The organism is Verrucomicrobium sp. (assembly GCA_028283855.1).
In the GTDB taxonomy this organism is placed as follows: domain Bacteria; phylum Verrucomicrobiota; class Verrucomicrobiia; order Methylacidiphilales; family GAS474; genus GAS474.
Map to the genome: position 1 here is coordinate 677,151 of JAPWJX010000003.1, position 20,616 is coordinate 697,766.

The 20,616-nt window shown below is 68.6% G+C and carries 22 protein-coding genes; 12 read left to right on the forward strand and 10 right to left on the reverse strand.

The genetic code is table 11. The features are described 5' to 3' along the window. Position 1: 1 nt before the first annotated feature. From PW734_04555 to PW734_04575, 5 genes are read right to left on the reverse strand one after another with little or no spacing between them, the layout of a single operon-like run. Positions 2-1,411: a PilT/PilU family type 4a pilus ATPase gene (locus tag PW734_04555; GenBank protein ID MDE1170472.1), complete on the reverse strand. Its 1,410-nt coding sequence runs from the start codon at positions 1,409-1,411 to the stop codon at positions 2-4. Further along, positions 1,408-3,024, reverse strand: coding sequence for a response regulator (locus PW734_04560; GenBank protein ID MDE1170473.1), 1,617 nt, complete (start codon positions 3,022-3,024; stop codon positions 1,408-1,410). The genes PW734_04555 and PW734_04560 overlap by 4 nt, the downstream gene beginning before the upstream one ends. A gap of 20 nt (positions 3,025-3,044) precedes the next feature. Then, positions 3,045-3,488 (reverse strand): response regulator, encoded by a 444-nt coding sequence (locus tag PW734_04565; GenBank protein ID MDE1170474.1) that lies wholly within the window; start codon positions 3,486-3,488, stop codon positions 3,045-3,047. Then, the gene (locus PW734_04570) at positions 3,485-5,371 is read right to left on the reverse strand and encodes an ATP-binding protein (protein ID MDE1170475.1); all 1,887 of its coding nucleotides are present in this window, start codon (positions 5,369-5,371) and stop codon (positions 3,485-3,487) included. The genes PW734_04565 and PW734_04570 overlap by 4 nt, the downstream gene beginning before the upstream one ends. Positions 5,372-5,408: 37 nt before the next feature. Then, on the reverse strand, positions 5,409-6,446 hold the full coding sequence (locus PW734_04575; GenBank protein MDE1170476.1) for an aldo/keto reductase: 1,038 nt from the start codon (positions 6,444-6,446) through the stop codon (positions 5,409-5,411). A 99-nt stretch (positions 6,447-6,545) separates the two neighbouring features. Here PW734_04575 and PW734_04580 point away from each other — a divergent pair, with 99 nt between their 5' ends. Genes PW734_04580 through PW734_04600 form a run of 5 tightly spaced genes read left to right on the forward strand, consistent with a single transcriptional unit; the run spans position 6,546 to position 10,453 of the window. Next, positions 6,546-7,007, forward strand: coding sequence for a hypothetical protein (locus PW734_04580; GenBank protein ID MDE1170477.1), 462 nt, complete (start codon positions 6,546-6,548; stop codon positions 7,005-7,007). Further along, a complete protein-coding gene (locus tag PW734_04585; GenBank protein MDE1170478.1) occupies positions 7,004-7,300 on the forward strand; it encodes an NADH-quinone oxidoreductase subunit K in 297 nt (98 codons plus the stop codon). The genes PW734_04580 and PW734_04585 overlap by 4 nt, the downstream gene beginning before the upstream one ends. Before the next feature lie 5 nt (positions 7,301-7,305). After that, positions 7,306-7,578 (forward strand): hypothetical protein, encoded by a 273-nt coding sequence (locus tag PW734_04590; GenBank protein MDE1170479.1) that lies wholly within the window; start codon positions 7,306-7,308, stop codon positions 7,576-7,578. Beyond that, positions 7,578-9,053 carry a proton-conducting transporter membrane subunit gene (locus tag PW734_04595; protein ID MDE1170480.1) on the forward strand — a complete coding sequence of 492 codons (1,476 nt, stop codon included), beginning with the start codon at positions 7,578-7,580 and terminating at the stop codon, positions 9,051-9,053. Before PW734_04590 ends, PW734_04595 begins: the two co-directional genes overlap by 1 nt. Continuing rightward, complete coding sequence (locus tag PW734_04600; protein MDE1170481.1) at positions 9,050-10,453, forward strand: proton-conducting transporter membrane subunit; 1,404 nt, start codon at positions 9,050-9,052, stop codon at positions 10,451-10,453. Before PW734_04595 ends, PW734_04600 begins: the two co-directional genes overlap by 4 nt. On the opposite strand, the gene PW734_04605 is transcribed toward PW734_04600, so the two are convergent. Beyond that, entirely contained in the window at positions 10,450-10,812 is a 363-nt protein-coding gene (locus tag PW734_04605; protein MDE1170482.1) for an iron-sulfur cluster assembly accessory protein, read from the reverse strand. The two genes, PW734_04600 and PW734_04605, sit on opposite strands and share 4 nt — an antisense overlap. A gap of 181 nt (positions 10,813-10,993) precedes the next feature. Between PW734_04605 and fliD the strand changes: the two genes are divergently transcribed. From fliD to fliS, 3 genes are all read left to right on the forward strand, one after another. Then, positions 10,994-12,991: a flagellar filament capping protein FliD gene (gene fliD, locus PW734_04610; GenBank protein MDE1170483.1), complete on the forward strand. Its 1,998-nt coding sequence runs from the start codon at positions 10,994-10,996 to the stop codon at positions 12,989-12,991. Positions 12,992-13,065: 74 nt separating this feature from the next. Continuing rightward, positions 13,066-13,674: a hypothetical protein gene (locus PW734_04615; GenBank protein MDE1170484.1), complete on the forward strand. Its 609-nt coding sequence runs from the start codon at positions 13,066-13,068 to the stop codon at positions 13,672-13,674. Between the two features lie 18 nt (positions 13,675-13,692). Next, positions 13,693-14,103, forward strand: a complete 411-nt coding sequence (gene fliS / locus PW734_04620) for a flagellar export chaperone FliS (GenBank protein ID MDE1170485.1) — start codon at positions 13,693-13,695, stop codon at positions 14,101-14,103. Positions 14,104-14,121: 18 nt separating this feature from the next. Here fliS and argS read toward each other — a convergent pair whose 3' ends face one another. Both argS and PW734_04630 read right to left on the reverse strand, forming a co-directional pair. After that, the gene (gene argS / locus PW734_04625; GenBank protein MDE1170486.1) at positions 14,122-15,867 is read right to left on the reverse strand and encodes an arginine--tRNA ligase; all 1,746 of its coding nucleotides are present in this window, start codon (positions 15,865-15,867) and stop codon (positions 14,122-14,124) included. Beyond that, positions 15,864-16,610, reverse strand: coding sequence for a hypothetical protein (locus PW734_04630; GenBank protein ID MDE1170487.1), 747 nt, complete (start codon positions 16,608-16,610; stop codon positions 15,864-15,866). Before PW734_04630 ends, argS begins: the two co-directional genes overlap by 4 nt. Before the next feature lie 56 nt (positions 16,611-16,666). Here PW734_04630 and rpsT point away from each other — a divergent pair, with 56 nt between their 5' ends. The 4 genes from rpsT to lgt all read left to right on the forward strand — a co-directional run bounded on the left by rpsT (position 16,667) and on the right by lgt (position 18,313). Next, positions 16,667-17,017, forward strand: a complete 351-nt coding sequence (rpsT, locus tag PW734_04635; GenBank protein ID MDE1170488.1) for a 30S ribosomal protein S20 — start codon at positions 16,667-16,669, stop codon at positions 17,015-17,017. 4 nt (positions 17,018-17,021) lie between these two features. Then, entirely contained in the window at positions 17,022-17,207 is a 186-nt protein-coding gene (locus PW734_04640; protein ID MDE1170489.1) for a hypothetical protein, read from the forward strand. A gap of 106 nt (positions 17,208-17,313) precedes the next feature. Further along, on the forward strand, positions 17,314-17,454 hold the full coding sequence (locus PW734_04645) for a hypothetical protein (protein MDE1170490.1): 141 nt from the start codon (positions 17,314-17,316) through the stop codon (positions 17,452-17,454). 46 nt (positions 17,455-17,500) lie between these two features. Next, positions 17,501-18,313, forward strand: coding sequence for a prolipoprotein diacylglyceryl transferase (gene lgt / locus PW734_04650; GenBank protein MDE1170491.1), 813 nt, complete (start codon positions 17,501-17,503; stop codon positions 18,311-18,313). Between the two features lie 535 nt (positions 18,314-18,848). On the opposite strand, the gene PW734_04655 is transcribed toward lgt, so the two are convergent. After that, positions 18,849-19,700, reverse strand: coding sequence for an ATP-binding cassette domain-containing protein (locus tag PW734_04655; GenBank protein MDE1170492.1), 852 nt, complete (start codon positions 19,698-19,700; stop codon positions 18,849-18,851). Further along, positions 19,601-20,590 carry an ABC transporter transmembrane domain-containing protein gene (locus PW734_04660; GenBank protein MDE1170493.1) on the reverse strand — a complete coding sequence of 330 codons (990 nt, stop codon included), beginning with the start codon at positions 20,588-20,590 and terminating at the stop codon, positions 19,601-19,603. Before PW734_04660 ends, PW734_04655 begins: the two co-directional genes overlap by 100 nt. Positions 20,591-20,616: the final 26 nt, after the last annotated feature.

Here is a 20,616-nt window from a genome sequence, read left to right on the forward strand (position 1 = left end):
GTCATGAACGGTGGCGGCGGGCCAGTTCCTGGGCGAAGGTCTTCTTGTTCTCGCTGCGGCGGTAGGCCTCCTCTGCCGTGATGAGGTTTTGGTCGACGAGGGAGAGGAGGGAGTCGTCCATGAGGACCATCCCCTGCCGGACGCCGGTCTGGATGATGCCGGGGAGCATGAAGGTCTTGCCGTCCCGGATGAGGGCGGCGACGGCGGGGGTGTTGGTCATGATCTCCATGGCCATGGCGCGGCCCTGGCCGTCGGCGCGCGGGACGAGCTGCTGGCAGACGATGCCCCGGATCGACTCGGAGACCATGGTGCGGATCTGCGCCTGCTGGGAGATGGGGAAGGCGTCCAGGAGCCGGTTGAGGGTGCGGGGCGCGCTGTTCGTGTGGAGGGTGCCCAGGACGAGGTGGCCGGTCTCCGCGGCGGTGATGGCCAGGGAGATGGTTTCCAGGTCCCGCATCTCGCCGACGACGATGACGTCCGGGTCCTCGCGCAGGGCGGCGCGCAGGGCGCTGCCGTAGGTCTTTGTGTGGGCGCCGACTTCCCGCTGGGAGATCTGGCAGCCGCGCGGGGAGAAGACGTACTCGATCGGCTCCTCCAGGGTGATGATGTGGTCCCGCCGCTCCGCGTTGATCTGTTCCACCATGGCGGCCAGGGTGGTCGACTTGCCGGAGCCGCTGGGGCCGGTGACGAGGACCAGGCCGTTGTGGTAGCGGGTGAGGGTGCGGAGGGTCTCCGGCATGCCCAGCTCCGCCAGGGTGGGGACGCGGCCCGGGATGACGCGGAAGACCATTTCCCAGCCGCGCCGCTGGCGGATGACGCTGGTGCGGAAGCGCGCGGGGGGCTGGCCGGGGCCCGTTTCCAGTTCGTGGCAGAATTCGGCCGCGCCGGTTTCCCGCACGCGGGCGGCCATCCGGGGGTCCAGGAAGCCGTGGGCCAGCCGTTCCGTGTCGGCGGCGGAGAGGGAGGCCAGGCCCTCCCGCAGAATGCGAAGCTGGCCGTGGCGCCGCCCGGCGGGTGTGTTGCTTGGCGCCAGGTGGACGTCGGAAACGCCGGCGGCCAGGGCTTCCCGCAGGTAGTCGTCGACGTGGGCGAAGGGGCCGGCCCCGCCGGCGGCGGCCAAGGGGGGCGGCGCGGCGGCCTGCCGGGGCTCCGGCTCCGCCGCCTGCGCGGCGATGGCCTGCCGGGCGGCCTGCTGGGCCAGGCCGGAGGCCAGGACCTGGTGGAACCAGTCCCGCTGCGGCCCGTCGATCAGCTGCTGCTCGTAGAGCAGCTCGACGGCGGGAAGGCTGGGCTGCCCCGCCAGCATGGAGGAGGTGGCGTGGTATTGGTCGCTGTTGATGAGGGAGTGCTCCAGGGCCAGGCGGAGCACGAGGTCGTTTTCGGCGCTTTGCTGGAGGGCGGCGGCGGTCATGCGCGGATGGAGATCACCTCCCCGGTGTCGAGGGCCTGGGAAACGGCCTGGAGAAGCTGGGAGGCGTTGAAGGGGCGGTGGAGGATGGCGCGGACGCCCGCTTCCTTTTTCTGCGCGGTCAGGGTCACTTCCGGATGGCTGGTGACCAAGAGGATCGGCATGGCGGAGTGGTGCTGGTGGATGGCGCGGGCGGTTTCCACGCCGTTCACCACGGAGAGTTCCCGGTCGAGGATGAGGAGGTCGACGTGGCCTTCCTCCCCGGCGAACTGGGTGAGGGCGGAGCCGCTGTGCTCCGCGGTGCGGACGCGGTAGCCGCAGGTTTCCAGCACGTCGCGCGCGGCGGCGCGCAGGGCGGCTTCCTCCGTGGCCAGGCCGATGACCTGGCCCTTGCCGGTCGGGATGTGGGAGTGGATCTCGTGCTTGCCGGCGACGGCGGGGGCGGGAGCCTCCGTGCCGACGGCGCGCGGGGAAATGTTGGGCGGCAGGTAGAGGTCGAAGCGGGCGCCTGTCTCCGGCGCGGCGGCGTTGGCCACGCGGAGGTAGCCGCGGTGATTGCGCACGATGGTGGAGACGGAAACGAGGCCCAGGCCGGTGCCGCCTTTTTCCTTGGTGGTGAAGAGGGGCTCGAAGATGCGGCCCAGGAGATGTTCCGGGATGCCGGGGCCGGTGTCCCATACGGTCAGGCGCAGGTAGTCGCCCGGGGTGCCGCCGTTTTCTTCCGGCAGGAAGAAGCCGGCGTCGAGGTGGGCGGGCGCGGCTTCCAGGTGGAGGGCCCCCTGGTTTTGCATGGCGTCCCGCGCGTTCATGGCCAGGTTGAGGAGGGCCTGGTGGATCTCGTTGGGATGGCCGCAGGTCAGGGGAAGGTTTTCCGCCAGGGTGAGGCGGACGTCGATGCCGGGAAAGGCGCCGTGGACGAGGTTGGCCAGGTCGCCCAGGAGACGGGGGACGTCCAGGGGCTCGAGTGACTGCTCGGAGACCCGGAAGAGGTCCATCATCTGGTTGATCATGTCCAGGCCCCGGTCGGCGGAGTCCCGGATGAGGTGCATCAGCTCCTGCAGCTTGGGGTCCTGGTAGCGTTCCTCCACCAGGTGGCTGGTGAATTTGATGGGGTGAAGGAGGTTCTTGAGGTCGTGGGTCAGGCCCGCGGCGATGGGGCCGAAGCCCTCCAGCCGCTGGATGCAGAGGAGCTGCTGTTCCAGCTGGCGCTTCTCCGCGCGGTTGCGCGCCTCGTCCAGGGCGCGCTGGACGGCCAGGGGCAGCCGGCTGAGGCGGCTTTTGAGGACGTAGTCGGTCGCCCCGAGCTTGATCGATTCGATGGCGGCCTCTTCGCCGATGGTGCCGGAGACGAAGAGGAAGGGGACGTCCGGGGCGGCGCGGTTGACGATTTCCAGCGCGGTGCGCCCGTCGAAGGCGGGCAGGCTCAGGTCGGCCAGGACGACGTCCGCGCCTTCCTCCTTCAGGGCGTGCCGCAGGGCTTCTTCCGTCTCCACGCGCGTGTAGCGGCAGGGGAGGCCGTCGCTCTCCAGGATCTCCCGGATGAGCGCGGCGTCGCGCTCGTTGTCCTCGACGTGGAGGACGCGGAGCGGGCCGGTCTTGGGGAGGTTGGAGGCCATGGGCGTGCGCGGGCGGGGTGTCAGGCGGCGGGGCGGGGCGGCTCGTTGAAGAAGGCCCAGAAGAGGCCCAGGGCCTTCACGGCCTCGATGAAGTCGTGGAACTTGACCGGCTTGACGACGTAGGCGTTGACGCCCATGCCGTAGCTGGCCAGCAGGTCGCGCTCTTCGCGGGAGGAGGAGAGGATGACGACGGGGATGACGCGGAGGGAGTCGTGGGACTTGATTTCCTTGAGCACTTCCAGCCCGTCGACCTTCGGCATCTTGATGTCCAGGAGGATGAGGGCGGGGTTTTCCGGCGGGCGGTTGGCGTAGGCGCCGCGGCGGTGGAGGTAGTCGAGGGCGGCCTCGCCGTCCTTCACGACGACGACCTCGTTGGCCAGGTTGTAGTCGCTCAGGGCCTCGAGGGTCAGCTCGACGTCTTTCGGGTTGTCTTCGGCGAGGAGGATGGTGCGTATTTCTCTCATGCGATGGCTGGGGTGGGGACCGGGCCGTTGATCGGCACGCCGGTGGGCGTGACCTGGGCGGCGGCGGCCGGCGGGTTCAGGGGAAGGGAGAAGAAGAAGGCGGCGCCTTGGTCGAGGGCGCTTTCCGCCCAGACTTTGCCGCCGTGCCGCAGCACGATGCGGCGGACGTTGGCCAGGCCGATGCCGGTGCCCTCGTACTCATCCGCCTGGTGGAGGCGCTGGAAGACGCCGAAGAGCTTGTGGGCGTACTTCATGTTGAAGCCGACGCCGTTGTCCTTCACGAAGTAGACCCTCTCCGCCTCGGCGGCCTGGCAGCCGATCTCGACGACGGCCTCCTCCCGCGTGCGGCTGTACTTGATGGCGTTGCCGACCAGGTTCGCCCAGACCTGGCGGAGCATGGCGGCGTCTCCGCGGATGGGCGGCAGGGGGGCGATGTTGAAGCGGACTTTCCGTCCCTCCGTTTCCAGTTGGTGGTAGCGGACGACTTCCTGGACGAGGGCCGCCATGTCGACCTCCTCCTGCGTCATCTCCGCGCGCCCCATGCGGGAGAAGACCAGAAGGTCGTCGATGAGCGCGCCCATCTGGGTGGAGGATTCCAGGATGTAGCCGAGGTAGCGCTCCGTCTTGGGGTCGGGGGCGGCCTTGCCCAGGTGGGTCTTGAGGAGGTCGCCGAAGCCGGTGATGTGGCGCAGCGGGGCGCGCAGGTCGTGGGAGACGGAATAGCTGAAGGCTTCCAGCTCCTGGTTGATGGCCTGGGTCTGGTCGACGCGCAGGGAGAGTTCCTGGTTGAGGCGGGTGATCTGTTCCTCCGTCTTCTTGCGGCCGGTGACGTCCTTGGCGGAAAGGAGGATCAGCCGCTGGCCGCCCATGCCGGGAAAGGTGCGGGCGTTCAGCAGCATGACGCGCGTCTCGCCGCCGGGGACGGGCTGCGTGACTTCCCAGTCCCAGATTTCCCGGTTCTGGGGGACCAGGTCGGCCAGGCGCTGCTGGAGCTCCGGCAGGTCCCAGGCGCCCTGGCCCAGGTCCCGCAGGAAGAGGCCGCGCGCCGTGGCGGCGGGGACGCCGTAGAGGTTGGTGAAGGCGCGGTTGACGTGGCGGACGCGGCCGTGGCGGTCGAGGACGGCCAGGGGGTCGGGGTTGATCTCCACGATCGTCTCCGCGTGGGCGGAGGCTTCCCGGGAGAGGTCTTCCGCCGCCCGGCGGCGGGCCAGATCCCGCTCCGAGGCCAGGTAGAGGGTGCCGCCGAGGAGGAACTGGGCGAAGACCGCGCCCCAAATCAGGGTGCTGGCCAGGTGCTGGCGGTGGGAGGTCGTCCGAAGGCGCCCCTCCAGGAGGCCGCGCTCCTCGGCGAGGATCTGGTCGGTCAGGGCGCGGAAGGGATAATTGCGGATGACCTCGTTGATCTTGTCCAGGCCTTCCTTGGGGTGGCCCGTTTGGGCGAGGCGGACGCCGTCCTGGAGGGTGTCCAGCCGGGTGTCCAGGATGACGCGAAGCTGGCCCAGGCGCTCCTGCTGGCGGGGGTTGTCGAGGGTCAGCTGCTGGATCTCCAAGAGATCCTCGTGGAGGGCGTCGGCGGGGGAGGCGGGGGGTTTCTCCGCGCCTTGAAGGCCCACGATCCGGGTGCGCAGGATGCTTTCCGTGTCCCGCATGTCGAAGAGGAGCCGGTAGCACCGCGCCTCCACCAGGTAGGTGTGGGAGACCCAGCGGGCGGCGTCGTAGGCGGCGCGTGTCGCCGTGTCGTAAAGCAGGGCGGGCAGGACGACGACGACGAGGCCGAGGATGACGAGGATCGCCCGCTTCAGCCCGGAGGGCAGCTCCGAAAACCACTCCGCCACCTGGGCGTAGCCGGTCCGGCGGGCAGCGGAGGCGGAGGAGAAAGGCATGCGCGTCAGCTTAGCACCGGACCGGGGGCGCGCCAAATCAGGCGGCGGCCCCGGCCAGGGGCGGCGTCATGGTTCCCTTGAAGCGGGGCTCTTCCGGCGGCAGGCCGAAGTTGGCCGCGACGAGGGTGTCGATGCGGGCCAGTTCCTCCGCCGTGAGGGCGGGGGTCTCCGGCGCGGCGGCGAATTCTTCCAGCTGTTCGGCGTTGTAGATGTTCGGCAGGCAGCAGCCGGTGCGCGGGTCGGCCAGGAGCCATTGGAGGGCGGCCTGGCCCAGGGTGCGGCCGGGGCCTTCCAGGAAGCGGAGCTGGTCGACTTTCTGGATGCCGCTCAGCAGCCAGGAGCGGGGGCGGTGGCTGCGGTGGTCGGTGGGGGGGAAGGTCGTCTCGGCGGTGTATTTCCCCTCCAGCATGCCGCTGGAGTGGGGGACGCGGACCAGGAAGCGGGTGTCGGGGCTCTCGCCGTCGTCCATCATCTGCCGGCCGGGGTGGGGCTCCAGCAGGTTGTAGATGTGCTGCAGGATGTGGGGGCGGCGCTGGCGGAGGGTTTCGATCCCTTCGTAGAGCCAGCCGATGGCGGGCCCCAGGGCGGCGCCGTAGGAGCGGATCTTCCCCTCTTTCTGCAGGGCGGCCAGCAGTTCCCAGAGGCCGTCGTCCTGGACTTGTTCCATGCGGATGTTGTGGAGCTGGAGGATGTCGATCCGGTCGGTCTTCAGGCGCTGGAGGGCCAGGTCGGTGGCCTGGCGGATGAAGGGCAGGGAGAAGTCGTGCGGGATTTCCCGCTGGCCCCGGCGCTCCTCGCCATGGTCGTAAAAGTTATAACCAACCTTGGTGGCGATGACGACTTTGTCCCGGTCGGCCGGGGTGGGGAAGGCCTTGGCCAGCAGTTCCTCGCTGCGGCCGTTGCCGTAGGTGTCGGCGGCGTCAAAGAGGGTGATCCCCAGGTCGAGGGCCTTGTGCATGAGGGCGACGGCTTCCTCGTCGGTGAACTGGCCCCACCATCCGGTCGAAACGGTCCAGAGACCGAAGCCGATTTCGGAAAGCAGGAGGTCGGTGCGGGGAAGGGGGCGGTACTTCATGGGGAGAGGGCTTTGAGTCTCGCGTACCGGACCGGGGCGGGGCAACGATGAAAAGTTGCCCCGTGGGGGGAGACCGGGTAGCTTCCCCACCGCCCCGCTATGGACGCCTTTATCTTTTGCGTCAGCCTGCTGCCCCTCGGGGCGGGGGGGCTGGCGGTTGTCCTGGGGCGGCGCCCCGTGACGAACGCCGCCGGTTTGGCGGCGGTCCTGGCCGGGTTGGCCGGGCTTTTCCTTTCCCTGCATGCTTCCGGGCCGGCCTCCGTGGCGGCCGTTCTGGCGGGGGCGGCCTGGGGCGGCCTGATTCCCTATGCCCGCGGCGCCGGGCTGGAGCCGGAGGAGGGAATGCGGCTGCGCCCCTTCGGCCTGCTCTGCGGCCTGGCGGCGGCTCTCTTTTTCGCCACGGTCTTTTTCCGCGCGGCCCGGTCGCTAAGCGGCTCTCTGCCGGGGGATGTCTCCGCCGCCGTCGACGGCAGTTATTTTTTGCCCGCTCAGGCGCTGGTCATTCTGGTCCTGGTAGCGGTGGTGGCCGGGGCTTGGCTGGGGCGGAAGGGGGCGGCGTGACTTTCCACGCCTACGCGGCGGCGGCCGCCTTCCTCTTTTTCCTGGGAATTTTTGGGATGGTCGCCCGGCGCAATCTCTTTGCCCAGCTGCTTTCCCTTCAGCTTCTCTTTGCCGGGGCAGCCCTGCTTCTGGCCGCCTTCAGCCGCTTCCGGGACCGGGACGGGGCGGTGTTGGCCGTTTTTGTCCTGATGGTGGCGGCTGTCTGGACGGCGGCGGCCGCGGCGCTCCTCGGCTTTCTGCAGCGCCGCCGGCGGACGATCCGGAGCGAGGATTTCACGACCCTCAAGTTTTAGTTCCAATGGCCCTTCCCCGCTTTCTCTATTTGGCGCCGTTCCTGGCCCCCCTTGCCCTGGGGCTGGCCTGGCTCTTGCGCGGTTTGCCTTCCCTTGGCCTGGCGGCGTTTGTTTCCGCCGTCGACCGCTGGGGCGTCGCCTTTCTCTTGGTGCGCGGCGCCGGGCTGGCGGCCAGTCTGGCGGGGGAGTGCGGGCGGCTTCTCCAGGTCGGCAATGTGCGGGGCGGCCTTTTCTTCCTGATCCTGGGCGGCGCGGGGCTCGTCGCCCTTTTCCTCTGATGTTGGCCCTTCTCCTCCTCCTGCCCCTGGCGGCGCTGGCGGCGATCCTCCTGGGCGCTCCGGCGAAGCTTGCGGCCTTCCTGGCCGCCCTGGGCAATTTCCTCCTGAGCGCGGCCCTTGCGGTCCGCTTCGTCCCGGGAACGCCCGGCTTCCAGTTCGAGCAGCGGGCGGTCTGGGCCGCTTTCGACGGGACCGGGAGCCTTTCCCCGACGCTGCCGCCGATTGTCTGCCACCTGGGCATCGACGGCCTGAGCTTGCCCCTTCTTCTGGCGGCGACGCTGGTGACGCTGGCCGCGGTCCTTCTTACTCCCAAGCGGCTGGCGCAGGGCACGGCGACGTTTTATGGGCTCCTCCTGGTCCTGGCGGAGGGGCTGGTGGGGGTTTTTGTCTCGCTCGATCTTTTTTTCCTCTCCCTCTTCGCCACGTTGACGATCCTGCCTCTTTTCCTTCTGACGGGCCGTTGGGGCGGGCGCAATCGGCGCTTTGCCTCCCTTCAGGCGGCGCTCTGCCTGGCGCTGGGGAGCCTGGCCCTGCTCCTGGCCTTGGTCGCCCTCGTCTCCGCGCTGCCGCCCTCGGCCCGGACGTTTGACGTGACGGTCCTGGCGGGCGCGCGGGGGCTCGTCGGCCCGCAGGTGGCGCCGCTCCTCTTCGGCCTCCTGCTTTTGGGCGCGGGGCTGTTGGTCCCGCTTTTTCCCTTTCATAGCTGGTTCCCTGCCGCGCAGGCGGCGGAGCCGCCCCCGGTGGCGATGCTCCACGGCGCGCTTTTCAAGAATGCCGGACTCTATCTTCTCCTGCGTGTGGCGTGGCCGCTTTTCCCGGAAACGGCGCGGCACGGGGAGGCGTGGCTCCTGGGTCTGGCGCTGGCGCAGGCCTTCGGCCTCGGCTTGGTGGCGCTGGCGCAGCGGGAGCTGCCGCTTTTGGCCGCTTCCTGGAGCGCGATGCGGACGGGCGGCCTCCTGCTGGGGCTGGCGGCCTGGAATCGGGTGGCCCTTTCCGGCGCGGTTCTTTGGATGGCGGCGGATGCCGTCGCCTTCGCCCTCCTCTTCGGCGCGGCGGGGGAGATTGTCCGCCGGACGGGGGAGGCGCGGATCGCCCACCTGGCGGGCCTGGCCCGCCGCGCGCCCTGGCTGGCGGGGATGTTCGGCCTGGGGGCGCTGGCCCTCCTGGGCTTCCCCGGCCTGCCCAACCTGGGCGGCCAGGAGGCGCTCTTCCTCGGCGCGTGGGCGGTTCACCCCCGCGCGACGCTCTGGATGGCGGGCGGCTTTTTCGCCGCCGCGGTTTTTCTGGCGAAGGCGCTGGCCCCCCTTTATCTGGGCGCGCCCGCCGGGCCGCCGGGGGCCGACTTGGCCCCGGGCCCGGAACGGCGGCCGTTCTATCTTTTGGCGGGCGGCCTTCTGCTTCTGGCCCTCCTGGCCGGGTCGGTCCTGCGCGCGGCTTCCGTGGCGGCGGGGCCGTTCTTCGGGGGGGCGCGATGAACGGGCTCCTGTTGCCGTTGCCGGAGACGATCCTCGTCGTCCTGGGTCTTTTCCTTTTGGGCCGCCGCTGGCGCGCGGCGCGGCGGGGGGGCGGGCTGGTGGTGGCGGGAACGCTGGCGGCGCTCCTCCTGGAGTTTGTCCTGCCCCGGCAGTCGGGCTTTTACGGCTTCGGCCTTTATCTTTGGGACGGGACGGCGCTTTTCTTCCAGGTCTTTGTCCTGGCGGCGACGGCCTGTTGCGCCCTCCTGGGCCTTTTGACCGGGGCGCGGCCGCGCTGGCCGTTCCTTCTTTTTTCCGCGGCGGGCCTGGTTCTGCAGGCGGCGGTGAACGATTTTCTCCTCCTTTTCCTCGCCTGGACGGCTTCCTTCCTTCCCGCCGCGCTGGCCTTGGCGGGCGGGCGGGAGGCTTCCGCCGCGGAGGAGGAGGCCTCGGTGAAGACTCTCTTCCTGGCGATGGTGGGCGGGGTGCTCCTGGCCTTGGGGATCGCCTTGATTTTCGGCGTCGCGGGGAGCACGCGGTTCGACGTCGTTGCGGGGGTGCTGGAGACCCATGATCTGACGCCCGCGCTGGCGGCCGGGCTTCTTCTGGTCTTGGCGGGCCTGGGCTTCACCATCGGGGCGGTGCCGTTCCATTTTTGGGCGCCCGACGCGCAGCAAGGGGCCTCCATTCCCCTTTCTGCCTTTCTGGCGGTCGCGTTCAAGGGGGCGGGCTGCGCGGCGCTCTTGCGCGTGCTCGACCTGCCCTTCGGCGGGGTGGCGGTGGAAGGGGTGGCTCTGGCCGCCCTGGCGCTGACGGCGGTCCTTTCCCTGGCGCTGGGGAGCCTGGCCGGCCTGCCGCAGCGCAACGGCAAGCGCCTTTTGGGCTATGCGGGCATTGCCCACGCGGGATTTTTCCTGGCCGCCCTGGCGGCCAATAGCCGGGCGGGCTCCCACGCGCTTTGTTTTCTTTTGGTTTCCTATTTCCTGGCCGTTTTCCCCGTCCTGGCGGCGATCGCCCTTTCCGCCTCGCCGACCGGCGGCCGTCCCCAGCCGGGGACCCTGGCCGCCTTCGCGGGGCTGGGCCGCCGCGCGCCGCTCCTGGCCTGGGCCGCCGCGCTGGGGCTTGCCTCCCTGGCCGGGATTCCTCCCCTGCCCGGCTTTTTCGCCCGTTTTCTTATCGTGGCGGCCGCGTGGCAGGGGGGACAATACGGCGTGGCGGCCGCGGCCGTCCTGTTTTCCGTGCCGCTCCTCTATGGGGCGCTGGCGCTCATCCGGGCGATCTTCGTCGAGGAGCCGGCGGAGGAGGCCCCTCTCCGGCTGGAGCCGGGGATGCGCGCCTTCCTGGCGGGCGGGGTGGGGGTGACCCTCTTTTGCGGCCTCTGGCCGGGGCCGCTGCTGGCTTGGCTGGGCCGTCTCTTTTAGACGGTGAAGCTCTTCCCGCAGGAGCAGTGGGCGCTGGCGTTCGGGTTGGTGACGGTGAAGCCGGTGCTTTGGAGGTCCTCGCTGTAGTCGAGGGTCGAGCCGCTGACGTAGAGGGCGCTTTTCGGGTCGATGAAGAGGCGGACGTTGCGCGCTTCGATGACGATGTCCTTCGCCCGGGGTTCTTCCACCAGGTCCATTTGATACTGCAGGCCGGAGCATCCCCCGCCGACGACGGCGATGCGGAGGGCCCCCCGGGGCTTGGCGCTCTGGGCCAGGAGGGACTCCAGTTTGCGGGCGGCGGCGTCGGTCAGGCGGCAAAGGTTTTCGTTGCCGGAGGTGGTGGGGGTGGAAATACCCATAGAATCGGGGCCAAAGTGGGCTAGGATCAGGCTAAAAGAGGTGTACAGAAGGTCAAGGGGATGATAGACCCCTTTTCATTCGAAACGTTGCGGAGAAAAAAGCGCTAAAGTCCCTTTTCCGTCGGGTCGATAAACGTATCAGGGAAGTCCTTCTACCCTAAACTCATTCAGGTCCCAGGCCATGGCGAGCACCTCCTTAACAGGCTCTATCGGCGGAGTTCAGATCTCCGACCTCATCTCGTCCCAGGACGCGGTGAATCGCCAGGGCGCCACCCGTCTCCAGGCCCAGGAGACGACGATCAACAATCAGACCCTGGCGCTGCAGGCCATCCAAAGCAGCATCAACGACGCCTACACCGCGCTCCAGGCCCTCGGCAAGTCGGCCCTCTACAAGACCAAGCTGGCGACGATGGCCAACACCGCCCTGGGCACCGCCACGGCCGACGGCACCGCCGCCGCCGGCGCGTATGACATCAACGTTCTGCAGGTGGCCACCTCCTCCGTCCTCGTGGGGGCGAAGGCCAGCGCCGTCGTCACCGACACCTCCACGGCGGTCGACACGGTCCTGGGCACTTCCGTCGACGGCACTTTCACCCTGGGCACCGCCGGGGGCACGACCAAGAAGATCACCATCACCGCCGGGGAAACGATCCAGCAGCTGCTGGACGATATCAACACCGGCGCGGGCGCGGGCTCCGGCGTGACCGCCAGCTACGACACGACGACCGGCAAGTTCACCTTCGCCGCCTCCGACTCCCTGGTTTTGAGCAACGGCACCAGCGACTTCCTCCAGCAGGCCCAGCTCTACAGCAACTACTCGGTCCGCTCCTCCGCCTCCACCACCATCACGGCCAGCCAGACGGTCGGCTCCGCCTATTCCAACTTCGTCGACGGCACCTTCTCCCTCAACGGCGTCTCCATCAACGTCACCGGCACGGAGACTTTCCAGCAGCTCGTCGACCAGATCAACGCCCAGATCCCCGACGTCCAGGCATCGATCGTCGGCGGGCGGCTCACCTTTGAGTCGACCTCCACCATGAGCGTCGCCAACGGGACGGGCAGCTTCTTCAAGCAGGCCGGCCTGGCGCTCAGCTCCTCCACCTCGACGACGTCCACCAACGCCCTCGGCACGCTCGACACCTCCGCCAATTTCACCGACGGCGGCTCCCTGGTCATCAACGGGACGACGATCTCTTACACCACTTCCGACACTCTCAGCTCCCTGCTGACCAGCATCACCAACAGCGCGGCGGGGGTCGTGGCGGTCTACAACTCCTTCACGGACCAGGTCGAGCTGATCTCCAATAACCCGGGGCCCAGCGAGATCGAGGTGAGCGACGTCACCGGCCCCCTGGCCGATTACGGCCTGACGGCTAACTCCAACGGCAGCCCCCAGTCGGTCATTGGCCAGTCGGCCATGGTGCAGGTCAACGGCGGCTCGATCGTCACTTCCGACAGCAACACCTTCACCGGCGACATGCTCGGCATCGCGGGGGTGACCTTCAACGCCACCGGCGTCGGCGAGACGACCCTGAGCATCACCCCGGACGTCGCCACCATCCAGTCCGCCATCGACGCCTTCGTCGCCGCCTACGACGCGGCCCAGACCACGCTGGCCACCTATACGACGCTGACGACCAGCACCGGCTCCGACAGCCTGGAAGGCGTCCTCTACAACGATCCCACGGTCAGCACCATGTCCCAGCAGCTGCGCGCCATCCTGGGCACCCAGTTCTACGCCAGCGGCAAATACCAGACGCTGGAAGACCTGGGCATCGGGGGAAATTCCTCCAACAACCTGGCCACCGCCAGCAACACCACGCTGCTCACCGACGCGCTTACCAACCACCTGACGGACATCATGAACATCTTCGCCAATCCGGCCAGCGGCCTCTACGCGAAGATGGGCAAGTTGATGACCTCCCAGGCGGCGGGCGGCGCCAGCACGCTGGGGTTGAAGATCACGGCCAACAACCAGCAGGTCAAGGACCTGGACAACCGCATCGACCAGATCAACGCCAACGCGGACCTGAAGCTCACCCAGCTGCAGGCGGCCTACGCGCGCTACGAGTCGGCCTACCAGACCGCGCAGACGACGACCTCCTATCTCAACAGCCTGACCAGCTCCAGCTCCAGCTCGAGCAGCAGCAGCAGTTCTTCCGGCAGCGTCCTGGGCTAGCCCATGAGCCCTTGACGGGCGGCGGCTGATCCGCGCTTGCGCTTCGCGCCCTTTCCTTCCAGACTTCCCGGCGGATGATTCTTACGATTGACTCGAAAACGGTCGATCTTCCCCGTCAGCCGGACGAGGCCCTCACGGCCTACCTGGACCGCGTGGCCGATCTGCTTATCAAAGAACACAGAAGCATCGGCACCTGCCTCATCGACGGCCAGGCTGTCACCCTCGATGCCCAGGGGCAGCGCCTCTTTGCCGGGGGGAAGGAGATGCAGGTGGAGTCGGTCCCCCTGCTGGTCGCCCTGCAGGCCAACATCGCCTTCCAATGCAACGCCCTCCGCCGCATGGAGGGGGAGTGCGAGACTCTCATCACCGACAGCCTCCTGGTGGAGCCCGTCAAGGTGGCCGCCGCCTGGAACGTCCTGTGCGAGGCGATCAAGGGCGGCGTCGAGTTCCTGCGCGTCCTGGAAGGCCTCCTCACGAAGGAGGAGGTCGACCTGATCGTCGACGACAAGCTGGCCAAGCTGGGCCAGGTCATGAAGGAGATCGCCGCCATCATGGCCAAGGGCGATGTGGTGGGCTTCTCCGACCAGCTGGAAATGCAGCTCCTTCCCTGGCTGGCCGACTTCCGGAAATTCCTGGAAGGGCAGGTGGAACGGGTGGACGCCCTTATCGCCAAACAGCCTTAGAGCCAGCCTCCTCCCGCCATGAACCCCGGCCGCGCCTACGTTTCCAACACCGTCAATTCCGCCACGCCGGGCCAGCTGATCGTCATGCTTTACGACGGCCTCATGCGCTTTGCGGGGGACGCCCGGGACGAGCTGGTGGCGGGCCGGACCGGCGCGGAACCGATCAGCCGCGCCATCCGCATCCTGACCGAGCTGAGCCGCTGCCTGCGGCCGGATGCCTCCCCGGAGCTCTGCCGGAACCTGGCCAACCTCTACCAGTTCTACACCGTCGAGCTGTCCAAGGCGATGCACGAGCAGAAGCCGGAGCGGATCGACAAGATTATTCCCCTCATCCAGGAGTTGCGGGACGCCTGGCAGGTCGCCGAGGACAAGAACAGCGGCAACGAGACGGGCGACGCCCCGCCTCCTTCCGCGCCGCCCGCCGCATAGCCGGCGCGGGCTTTTCCCTTACATTTCTTCCAGCACGCCGATGCCCAGGAGCTCCAGCCCCAGGGCCAGGGCCTGCGCCGTCAGGTCGCAGAGGGCCAGGCGGCTGGTCCGCGCGGGTTCCTCCGCCTTGAGGACGGGGCAGGCCTCGTAGAAGGCGTGGAAAGCCGTCGCCAGCTCGTAAAGGTAGATGCAGAGGAAGTGCGGGCGGTTCTCCGCCGCCGCCAGGCGCAGCGTCTCCCCCAGGGCCAGGAGCTTCTTGGCCAGCGCCCGCTCGGCGGGTTCCGCCAGGGTGACGGGCGTCTCCGGGGCGGGGGGGCGGACCTCCCCCTTGCGGAAGATGGAGCGGATGCGGACGTAGGCGTTCTGCAGGTAAGGGGCGGTGTGGCCGTCGAAGGAGAGGAGCTTCGACCAGTTGAAGACGTAGTCGAGGTTCCGGTTCTGGCCCAGATCGGCGTATTTGAGCGCGCCCAGGCCGACGACGCGGGCGATCTCCCGCCGCCGCGCCTCCGGCAGCTCCGGCCGCTTTTCCGTGATGAGGGCCAGGGCGCGGGACTCCGCCTCGTCCAGCAGCTCGCGCAGCTTGATGGGGCGCCCCTCCCGGGTCTTCAGCGGCTTCTTGTCCTCCCCCAGGATGGCGCCGAACCAGGCGTGCTCCAGGGCGCACTCCGGCAGGATGCCCCAGCGGCGGACGGTGGCGAAGACCTGCTGGAAGTGGAGCTGCTGGCGCCCGTCGGTGACGTAGATCATGGCGTCGACGCCCCGCTCCGCGCGGAACTGGGCGGTGGCCAGGTCGGTGGTGCTGTAGAGGAAGGCCCCGTCCGACTTGCGGATGAGGAAGGGCTTGTCCTCCAGCTGCGCGTCGCCGTCGAAGAAGACGACCGTCGCCCCCTCGCTCTCGCGGGCGATGCCCTTGGACAAAAGCTCGGCGACCATCGGCTCCAGCCGCTCGTTGTAGGCGCTTTCCCCCAGCGTCTCGTCGAAGGAGATGTCCAGGCGGGCGTAAATCTTGTCCAGCTCCGCGCGCGTGGCGGCGACGAACTGGCGCCAGAGGGCCAGGTTCTCCGCGTCGCCCCGCTGGAGGGCGGCCAGCTCGCGGCGGGCCGCCTCGTCCAGGGCGGGATCGGTCTTCGCCTGCTCCGTGAAGGCCTGGTAGAGCTCCTCCAAAAAGCCGATGGGGTGCTCCGCCATGGCGGCGGCGGTCCCGGCGGGGTCCTTGGCCAGGGCCTCTTTGTAGCCGGAAAGGATCTTGCCGAACTGGGTGCCCCAGTCGCCCAGGTGGTTGTCCGTGACGACGTGGTGGCCCAGGAAGCGGTGGATGCGGGCCAGGGCCGCGCCCAGGACGTGGGTGCGGAGGTGGCCGACGTGCATCTCCTTGGCGATGTTCGGGCCGCCGTAGTCGATGACGACGCGGCGCGCGGCGGCGGCCGGGACGGGGTCGAGGCCGAGCCGCCCTTCGGCGCGGGCCTGGGCCACCGCCCGGTCCAGGTAGCTTTCCTTCAGGGTAAAGTTGAGGAAGCCGGGCCCGGCGATCTGCGGCGCGGCGGCCACCGCGTCTTCTCCCAGGGCGGCGGCCAGCTCCGCGGCGACGTCCCGCGGCGGGCGGCCCAGGGCCTTTCCGGCGATCATCGCCACGTTGGCCTGAAAATCGCCGTGGCGGGGATCGGCGCACGGCTTGACCGTGGCGGCGGCGAAGGCTTCGGGGGGGAGGAGGGCCCCGGCGGCGGCCAGGACGCGCTCTTCCAAATGCTGTTGCGGCGATTTCACCGCGCAGGTTTAGCGTGCGGATCGGCCAGGAGGCCAGAGAGAAACGAGGCGGTCCATCGCGCGCCGTGCCAAAGAGTCCGGCCCGTGGCGGCGTAGGCGTCCCACGCGTGGCCGCCCAGCTGGCGGAAGAAGTGGCCCCAGGAAACCCCGTGCAGGACGGAGAGGAGGCTGATCTCCACCGCCAGGAGATTGAGCAGGACGATGACGACCAGGGAAAAGAAAACCCCCTGGCCAGTCAGGTCGCTCTGCCCCGCGCCGATCATGCTCACCGTGAAGGTCAGGTGAAACCCCCACGTCAGCCCGATGCCGGCGTAGAACCACGGCGTGTAGGCCGCCAGCGGATGGTAGAAATCCGCCGTCCACCAGAGGCCGATGAGGAGGAGGGTGTAGACGGGGATGAAGTAGGGGGCCAGGGCGATGATCCAATTGCTCCGGTCGCTCACCACCATGCCGCCCCGGCTGGAGACCTGGAAGCGGTGGACGCGCCCCGCGTGGAGGTAGACGGCCAGGGCGTGCGTCAGCTCGTGGCCGAAGACGTAAATCCAGAGCGGCCGGGGCAGCGCCGCGTAGAGGAGGAGCCAGGCCGCCAGCCCGCCGCCGACCGACCAGCACCACGCCAGCTTCCACTCCCCCGAGTTCCAGAGCGCCTGGAAAAGCTCGACGAGGCTCCATCCCGCCGCCGCCGTCAGGGGCAAAAGGAGCAGGGCGATGCCCCAGCGGAGGAGGCGAAGAGAAAGGGGCATGGGGGGAGGGAGCGAAGGCTTGACTTGATCTATGGCGGACCTAGCGTTAGCGCCCTATGGCTAATATCCGTTCGGCGGCAAAACAAGCTCGAAAAGCGACCCGTCGCCGCTCCCTTAACCGGCAGGCCCATGACCTCATTCGTCAGGCCGCCAAGAAGATCAAGAACCTCGTCAAAGAGGGCAAGCAAGACGAGGCCAAGGGCCTCCTCTCCGATTACCAGTCCCAGGTCGACCGCGCCGCCAAGGTGGGCCGCCTGAAGGGCAACACCGCTTCCCGCCGCAAGAGCCGTCTGGCCCGCCTCTTCTCCCCGAAGAAGGAAGCCGCCGCTCCCGCTCCCGCCGCGCCGAAAAAGGCCGCCGCGAAGAAGCCCGCTGCCAAGAAGAAGCTGGCTCCCAAAAAGAAGTAAGGCCATGCACGGCACCTTTTTCACTTTCTGGGACCAGCAGCGTCAGGCTCGGGAAGCTCGGGAAGCCGGTGCCAGCGAGGCCGCGGCGAAGAAAGACTTCAAGGGCATCCTGGCCGACGCCAAGCGCGTCCGGGAAGTCTTTGCCCATCGTCCCGCCTCTCCCGCTCCCTCCCAGGAACGGGTTTCCTAAAGTTTTTGCCGTTTTTCTCAAAAAACGGCTTTTCTTTGGAGAAATAGTCTACTAAATCTATCGAACTATGGAAACCCCTTCGGCTTATCCTCAACCGCAGCGTGAAGTGCCCTCCACCCCGGAGGCGGCGCGGGCCGCCCTGGCCAAGCGGGACAGCCTGCGCGGATTTCCTTCCCGGCGCGCCCAACGGCGGGCGGAGTGGGAGTCCCGGTCTTACGACCGGCGCGGCATCTCGATCACCGATTGATTTTTAAGTCGGCGGCGGGCGGGGAATGTGGTCCCTTGGAGGGGACGTGCCCTTCCTCGCCTATTACGTCGATACCTTAAGCCCCTTCCTGGTCGAATTCGGCCATGGCCTGGGGCTTCGTTACTACAGCCTGGCCTACCTGCTGGGCTTTCTTTTTCTCTACGCCGGGCTCCACTTCCAGGCCCGGCGCGGTTACCTGCCGCTGAAGGCGGCGGAGGTGGACGACCTGGTGGTCTGGCTGGCCCTGGCCGGGGTGATCGGGGGCGGGCGGCTGGGCTATTGCCTCTTCTACGACTTTGGGACCACGTGGCGGGAGCCGTGGACGATCTTCGAGCTCTGGCGCGGCGGCATGGCCAGCCACGGCGGGGTGATCGGGGTGATCCTCGTCATGCTCGTTTTCGCCCGGAAGCACCACATCCGCTTCTACACGCTGGCCGACGCGGCGGCGCTCTGCACGCCGGTCGGCCTGGGGCTGGGGCGGATCGCCAATTTCTTCAACGGGGAACTGTGGGGCCGTCCGGCGACCGTGCCGTGGGCCGTCATTTTTCCGAAGGCCCCGTGGGTCGGCGGCGTGCCGGTGCCGCGCCACCCCTCGCAGATCTACGAGGCGCTGCTGGAGGGCGTCGTCCTGTTCACCGTGCTCTTCCTCGTCCGCCGCGCGACGCGGCGGGAGGGCGCCGTCGCGCTGGCCTTCATGGCGATTTACGGCATCGTCCGCATCGTCGGGGAGTGCTTCCGCGAGCCTGACGCGCCGATCGGGTACTACTTCGGCTTTATCACCCAGGGCCAGCTGCTGTCGGTCGGCATGATCGCCGCGGCGGGAATTCTCGCGCTGCTCGAATTCAAGCGGCGCCGCTAGAGCCGGACGGACTGGCCATCGCGCAAGGGCCGGGCCGACGAGGCGGGGAGGTCCAGGAGGGGGCGCCCGCCCCCTCATGCGTCTGTAAACATCCCGCTTCCGGTGGGCAACGCGTTGGCGCTGGCGCGGGAAATGGGAGTCCCTTCGGTGGCTTCCTGTCGTAGGACAGGACTTATGGCCGCCGCGTTCCGTTCCGGCTCAGTTGAGTGCGTCGGCTCTTTCCCCTGGAATAGGTGTCGTCCTTCCGGCTTCTTTTTCGCCCGGCGGGCCGCTGCCGGGGCGGACTCACCTCCTACGGACCGGCGTGCCCCGACCCGCAGACCGGAGACGGTGTCCCAAGGCCCAGGCCACCCAAGGAGTCAGGAAGCGAACTAGGGACCCAAATTTACCGCGCCAGCGCCAGCGCGCCGCCTGCAGGACGGAGGTTTCACAGACGCAAGGGGGGCGCAGCCCCCCTTGGATCCCCGCTCCTTCCGGGACGACGTTGAGTCGCCCCGGAAGGATGGCCAATCGGTCCGGGTGCGCCCGGAGGGTTCTAAGCGAACGCCGCGTCTTCCAGCAGGTCGGCGCGCTGGGCGGTGGCCAGGCGCGCGTAGAGGCCGCCTTGCGCCAGGAGTTCGGCGTGGGTCCCCTTTTCCAGGATGCGCCCTTCCTTGAGGACGACGATGAGGTCGGCCCGGCGGACGGTCGAAAGGCGGTGGGCGATGATGAAGGAGGTCCGCCCCTGGAGCAGGTGCTCCAAGGCGTCCTGGATCAGCTTCTCCGTCACGGTGTCGACGCTCGCCGTCGCCTCGTCGAGGATGAGGATCGGCGGGTCCTTGAGCAGCGCGCGGGCGATGGCCAGGCGCTGCTTTTCCCCCACGCTCAGTTTCACGCCGCGCTCGCCCACCTCGGTGTCGTAGCCCTGGGGCAGCTTGTCGATGAAGAGGTCGGCGTGGGCGGCCTGCGCGGCGGCGCGCAGGGAGGTGTCGTCCGCCTCGGCGCGGCCGATTTGCAGGTTGTGCCGGACGGTGGTGTTGAAGAGGAAGCTCTCCTGCGTGACCAGGCCGATCTGCGCGCGCAGCGCGGCCAGGGAGTAGGAGTGGGCGTCCTTCCCGTCGATCTCGACCGTCCCTTCCGTCGCCTCGTAGAAGCGGGGCAAGAGGCTGACCAGGGTCGTCTTCCCCGCGCCGGTGGGACCGACGAGGGCGACAGTCATGCCGGGCTCCACTTCCAGGTCGATGCCGTGCAGGACCGGCCGCCCGGTTTGGTAGGAGAAGCCGACGTTCTTGAAAACGATGCGGCCTTTCAGGCGCGGCGCGGGTTCCAGCCGCGCGGCGTAGGGCTCCTCCGGCGTGTCGATGATCTGGAAGACGCGCTCGGCGGCGGGCCGGGCCGACTGCCACATGTCTGGTTGAGCTGATGGAGCTTCCCCACCGGGTCGTAGAACATGCCGACGTAGAGGAGGAACTCGACGAGCTGGCCGGCGGTGAACTGCCCGGCCAGGACGTCCCGCCCGCCGACGGCCAGGACGATGAGGGTGCCCAGCGCGCCCAGGAAATTCATCGCCGGGTTGTAGAGCGCCCAGACGTGCATGACCCAGAGCTGCGTGGTGCGGACTTCCTCCGCGGCGGCGGCGAAGCGGCGGCCCTCCTCGTCCTCGCGGGCGTAGGACTTGATCTGGCGGATGCCCTGGAGGTTGTCCAGGAGGAGGGAGTTCATCGCGCTGGCCGCGCGGCGCTGCGCCCGGTAGCGGTCCGGGGTGGAGGAGTAGAGCCACGCGCCCAGGCCGATGAGGGGGAGCGGCAGGAGCATCCAGGCGGCCAGGGCCGGGTTCTGGCGGAAGAGAAGGAAGCCGATGCCGCCGATTTGGAGCAGGGAGATGGCCCCCTGCTCGATGCCGTCGATGAGGACCCGCTCCACGCTGATGACGTCCTCGCTCACGCGGGTGACCAGGTCGCCGGTGGCGCGCTGCTCGAACCACGGGAGGGGGAGGCGCTGGAGGGCGTCGTAGAGCTGGCAGCGCAGGTCGCGGACGACGTTCTGCTCGTAGGAATTGTTCAGCCGGATGCGCAGGCTGTTGAAGGCGTCGCGGGCGAAGAAGGCGGCGGCGATGGCCAGGACGTAGGGCCAGAGCTTCCCTGGGTGGTGGGCGACCAGGACGCGGTCGACGATGAGGCCCGTCGCCTTCGGAAAGACGAAGGCGGCCAGGGTGGTGAGGACGGCGCAGAGGAAGGTCGCCGCGGCCAGGCCCGGATAACGGCGGAGGTAGCGGAAGACCCGCAGGACGGAGGACATTCCGCCTAATCTACGGGAACGCGCGG

Excerpts from the sequence above, each read along its gene's own strand:
- rpsT (MDE1170488.1), top strand. The coding sequence starts at position 16,667 with ATGGCTAATATCCGTTCGGCGGCAAAACAAGCTCGAAAAGCGACCCGT.
- PW734_04590 (MDE1170479.1), top strand. The coding sequence starts at position 7,306 with ATGGCCCTTCCCCGCTTTCTCTATTTGGCGCCGTTCCTGGCCCCCCTT.
- PW734_04555 (MDE1170472.1), bottom strand. The coding sequence starts at position 1,411 with ATGACCGCCGCCGCCCTCCAGCAAAGCGCCGAAAACGACCTCGTGCTC.
- PW734_04580 (MDE1170477.1), top strand. The coding sequence starts at position 6,546 with ATGGACGCCTTTATCTTTTGCGTCAGCCTGCTGCCCCTCGGGGCGGGG.
- PW734_04630 (MDE1170487.1), bottom strand. The coding sequence starts at position 16,610 with ATGCCCCTTTCTCTTCGCCTCCTCCGCTGGGGCATCGCCCTGCTCCTT.
- PW734_04560 (MDE1170473.1), bottom strand. The coding sequence starts at position 3,024 with ATGGCCTCCAACCTCCCCAAGACCGGCCCGCTCCGCGTCCTCCACGTC.
- PW734_04660 (MDE1170493.1), bottom strand. The coding sequence starts at position 20,590 with ATGTCCTCCGTCCTGCGGGTCTTCCGCTACCTCCGCCGTTATCCGGGC.
- PW734_04595 (MDE1170480.1), top strand. The coding sequence starts at position 7,578 with ATGTTGGCCCTTCTCCTCCTCCTGCCCCTGGCGGCGCTGGCGGCGATC.
- fliS (MDE1170485.1), top strand. The coding sequence starts at position 13,693 with ATGAACCCCGGCCGCGCCTACGTTTCCAACACCGTCAATTCCGCCACG.
- PW734_04575 (MDE1170476.1), bottom strand. The coding sequence starts at position 6,446 with ATGAAGTACCGCCCCCTTCCCCGCACCGACCTCCTGCTTTCCGAAATC.
- PW734_04570 (MDE1170475.1), bottom strand. The coding sequence starts at position 5,371 with ATGCCTTTCTCCTCCGCCTCCGCTGCCCGCCGGACCGGCTACGCCCAG.
- fliD (MDE1170483.1), top strand. The coding sequence starts at position 10,994 with ATGGCGAGCACCTCCTTAACAGGCTCTATCGGCGGAGTTCAGATCTCC.
- PW734_04615 (MDE1170484.1), top strand. The coding sequence starts at position 13,066 with ATGATTCTTACGATTGACTCGAAAACGGTCGATCTTCCCCGTCAGCCG.
- PW734_04640 (MDE1170489.1), top strand. The coding sequence starts at position 17,022 with ATGCACGGCACCTTTTTCACTTTCTGGGACCAGCAGCGTCAGGCTCGG.
- PW734_04655 (MDE1170492.1), bottom strand. The coding sequence starts at position 19,700 with ATGTGGCAGTCGGCCCGGCCCGCCGCCGAGCGCGTCTTCCAGATCATC.
- PW734_04565 (MDE1170474.1), bottom strand. The coding sequence starts at position 3,488 with ATGAGAGAAATACGCACCATCCTCCTCGCCGAAGACAACCCGAAAGAC.
- PW734_04600 (MDE1170481.1), top strand. The coding sequence starts at position 9,050 with ATGAACGGGCTCCTGTTGCCGTTGCCGGAGACGATCCTCGTCGTCCTG.
- PW734_04605 (MDE1170482.1), bottom strand. The coding sequence starts at position 10,812 with ATGGGTATTTCCACCCCCACCACCTCCGGCAACGAAAACCTTTGCCGC.